Origin of the sequence: Streptomyces luteosporeus (assembly GCF_039532865.1) — a bacterium.
GTDB classification, from domain to species: domain Bacteria; phylum Actinomycetota; class Actinomycetes; order Streptomycetales; family Streptomycetaceae; genus Streptomyces; species Streptomyces luteosporeus.
Map to the genome: position 1 here is coordinate 1 of NZ_BAAASL010000043.1, position 2641 is coordinate 2641.

General features: G+C 59.1%; 4 protein-coding genes. All 4 read left to right on the forward strand.

Translation table 11 applies throughout. The features are described from left to right. The first annotated feature begins 239 nt into the window (after positions 1–239). The 4 genes from ABD361_RS30220 to ABD361_RS30240 all read left to right on the forward strand — a co-directional run bounded on the left by ABD361_RS30220 (position 240) and on the right by ABD361_RS30240 (position 2156). Entirely contained in the window at positions 240–416 is a 177-nt protein-coding gene (locus ABD361_RS30220) for a hypothetical protein (RefSeq protein ID WP_004197757.1), read from the forward strand. Further along, positions 406–750 (forward strand): MobC family plasmid mobilization relaxosome protein, encoded by a 345-nt coding sequence (locus tag ABD361_RS30225; RefSeq protein WP_344440163.1) that lies wholly within the window; start codon positions 406–408, stop codon positions 748–750. The genes ABD361_RS30220 and ABD361_RS30225 overlap by 11 nt, the downstream gene beginning before the upstream one ends. Before the next feature lie 677 nt (positions 751–1427). Continuing rightward, on the forward strand, positions 1428–1937 hold the full coding sequence (locus ABD361_RS30235) for an MbeB family mobilization protein (RefSeq protein ID WP_032433972.1): 510 nt from the start codon (positions 1428–1430) through the stop codon (positions 1935–1937). A 6-nt stretch (positions 1938–1943) separates the two neighbouring features. Next, a complete protein-coding gene (locus ABD361_RS30240; RefSeq protein ID WP_021527181.1) occupies positions 1944–2156 on the forward strand; it encodes an MbeD family mobilization/exclusion protein in 213 nt (70 codons plus the stop codon). Positions 2157–2641 lie beyond the last annotated feature (485 nt).

The window sequence follows — 2641 nt, forward strand, 5'->3', positions numbered from 1 at the left end:
GTCCGTGCATGGTATTGCGGACGCTCCTGAGCCACATATCACACCTGCCACATGAGGCACTTTCATGAATCGTGCTCTCATGCCAACATAGTAAGCCAGTATACACAGCGTAAACGCTGTGACTGGTTCAGGGCTGCGCCCCGAAACCCGCTAACACCACTGACGCGCTGGCGCTTGTCCAACGCCGGAGCGACCCGGAAAACTTTTCCGTGCCGTCCGGCGTTTGCGAAGGAGGGATAATGCAGAAGCCGAAGAAGAAGCCGCTCGTCGTAAAAAAAAGATCCTGGCATCCGGCAGTGATGGCAAATCTGATGCGTCAGGCACAGGAGGAAGATTACCGCCGGGAGCAGATGGCAGAGCTTGAGCGTTCAGCCCGGTCACATTTTGCGGATATCGGAGGAGAGGATGGCGGTTAAGCGTACCCGTTTTTTAGGTATCCGGGTGACCGATGGGGAGTACCAGCAGCTGCTGGAGCGCTGCAATGGAAGGCAACTGGCGGTGTGGATGCGGGAAACCTGTCTCGATACGCGCCCGGCGCGGTCGTTGCGGCTGCCGTCCATCGATCCGGTTTTGCTGCGCCAGCTTGCCGGGATGGGGAACAACCTCAACCAGATCGCCCGGAAAATTAACGGCGGCCAGTGGTCAGGCGCTGACCGGGTTCAGGTGGTGGCCGCGCTGGTGGCCATTGATGCCGAACTCGAGCGGCTGCGGCATGCCGTGCTGGAAAAGGGGGCAGACGATGATCGTTAAGTTTCATCCGCGAGGGCGAGGCGGCGGTGCCGGGCCGGTGGATTATCTGCTGGGGAAAGACCGCCAGCGCGACGGGGCCATCGTCCTGCAGGGAAAGCCGGAGGAGGTCCGGGAGCTTATCGACGCCTCGCCCTACGCCAAAAAGTACACCTCCGGCGTCCTGTCTTTTGCTGAACAGGATTTACCGCCCGGCCAGCGTGAAAAGCTGATGGCGAGCTTCGAGCGGGTTCTGATGCCCGGACTCGATAAAGACCAGTACAGCGTGCTGTGGGTTGAACACCGGGACAAGGGGCGGCTGGAACTGAATTTTCTGGTACCGAACACGGAACTGCTGACCGGCAGGCGTCTCCAGCCGTACTACGACCGGGCAGACCGTCCGCGCATCGATGCGTGGCAGACCGTGGTGAACGGGCGACTGGGGCTGCACGACCCGAACGCACCGGAGAACCGGCGCGCGCTGGTGACGCCATCTTCGTTACCCAAAACGAAGCAGGAAGCCGCAGAGGCTATTACGCGGGGCTTACTGGCCCTCGCCTCGTCAGGGGAGCTTAAAACGCGTCAGGACGTCACTGAGGCGCTGGAAAGCGCAGGTTTTGAGGTCGTGCGCACCACAAAGAGCAGCATCAGCATTGCCGACCCGGACGGAGGGCGAAACATCCGACTTAAGGGAGCCATCTATGAACAGTCTTTTAACGCTGGCGAAGGACTTAGAGCAGAAATCGAAAGCGCAGCAGCAGAGTACCGGCGAAATGCTGAAAGCCGCATTCAGCGAGCACGAGAAGTCTGTCAGAGCGGAACTGAGCGAAAGCGGGAAGAGAATCAGCGCCGCCATCCGCGCCCACGAGCAGGGTATGAGCGCGGCCATGCAGTCGAACCGCCTGAGCGTGATGCGTATGGTCGGGCGGACATGGCTGACCATCACGATGGTGTCAGGACTGCTGTTCGCCAGCCTGAGCGGGGTGTTGTGGTATCAGGGGAGCTTGATAGCGTCAAATCTGGCCGAAATCGACCGGCAGAACGCAGCGCTGTCGAAGCTGAACGCGAAGACCTGGGGCGTGACGTACCTGGAAGACAGCAACGGACGTTTTCTGGTGCTGCCGAAGGGGACGGCCGTAGACAGGACGCAGAGCTGGACGGTCGGGAACGGGCGGTCGAAGCAGAACGCGCTGAGACTGGTGAAGGAGTAAGTGCCGATGACCGAGCTGGAAAAACAGTTGCTGAGCGCATTAGAGCAGCTACAGCAGGACTACTCGAAAAGGCTGGACGAGTGGGAGAGCGCCTTCGGGGAATGGCGGAAAATGTCAGGGCTTATGCAACGGGAGAACGCGGCGCTGAGCGAGCGCGTGACGCGCTTGAGTCAGCAGGTGGAACGCTTGAGCGGGCAACTGCAGCGTTTGAGCCGGTAGTGCAGCGTCATGAGATGGCCGTGGCCGCAGAACGGGCGCACGAGCAACGGCAGCACGAAAAGGAACTGACGGAAGCGCGTTCCCGGCAGCGAAGCTATGACGGTCCGTCGCTGGGCTGAAATGCAGGAAAACAGGGTTCTCATCGGGCATTTACGCTGAAACCGGATGTCATTCACCTGGCTGCATGGCTATGCAGCCAGGTAAAATTTATCTGTCGCGAACGGGGCGGTTTATCGGGTGGTTTGTTGCCGGTTTTACCTGACTGCCACCCCGTTCGCGGCGAACCCGTCCGGGGCGGTGCGGGCAACGGGTGTTATGTTTAATCAGCGTGAACGGCAGATACAAAAAAGCCCCGGAGGGCTTTTAACTACTGACTTATTTTTTTGAAGATTTGCTGGGTTTCAATTTGTCAGTATTTCCCGGCGTTTTTTTATTGTCACGCTGGCGTTTATCAGGTTCCCCTGTTGAATCGGCAATTCGTTTCG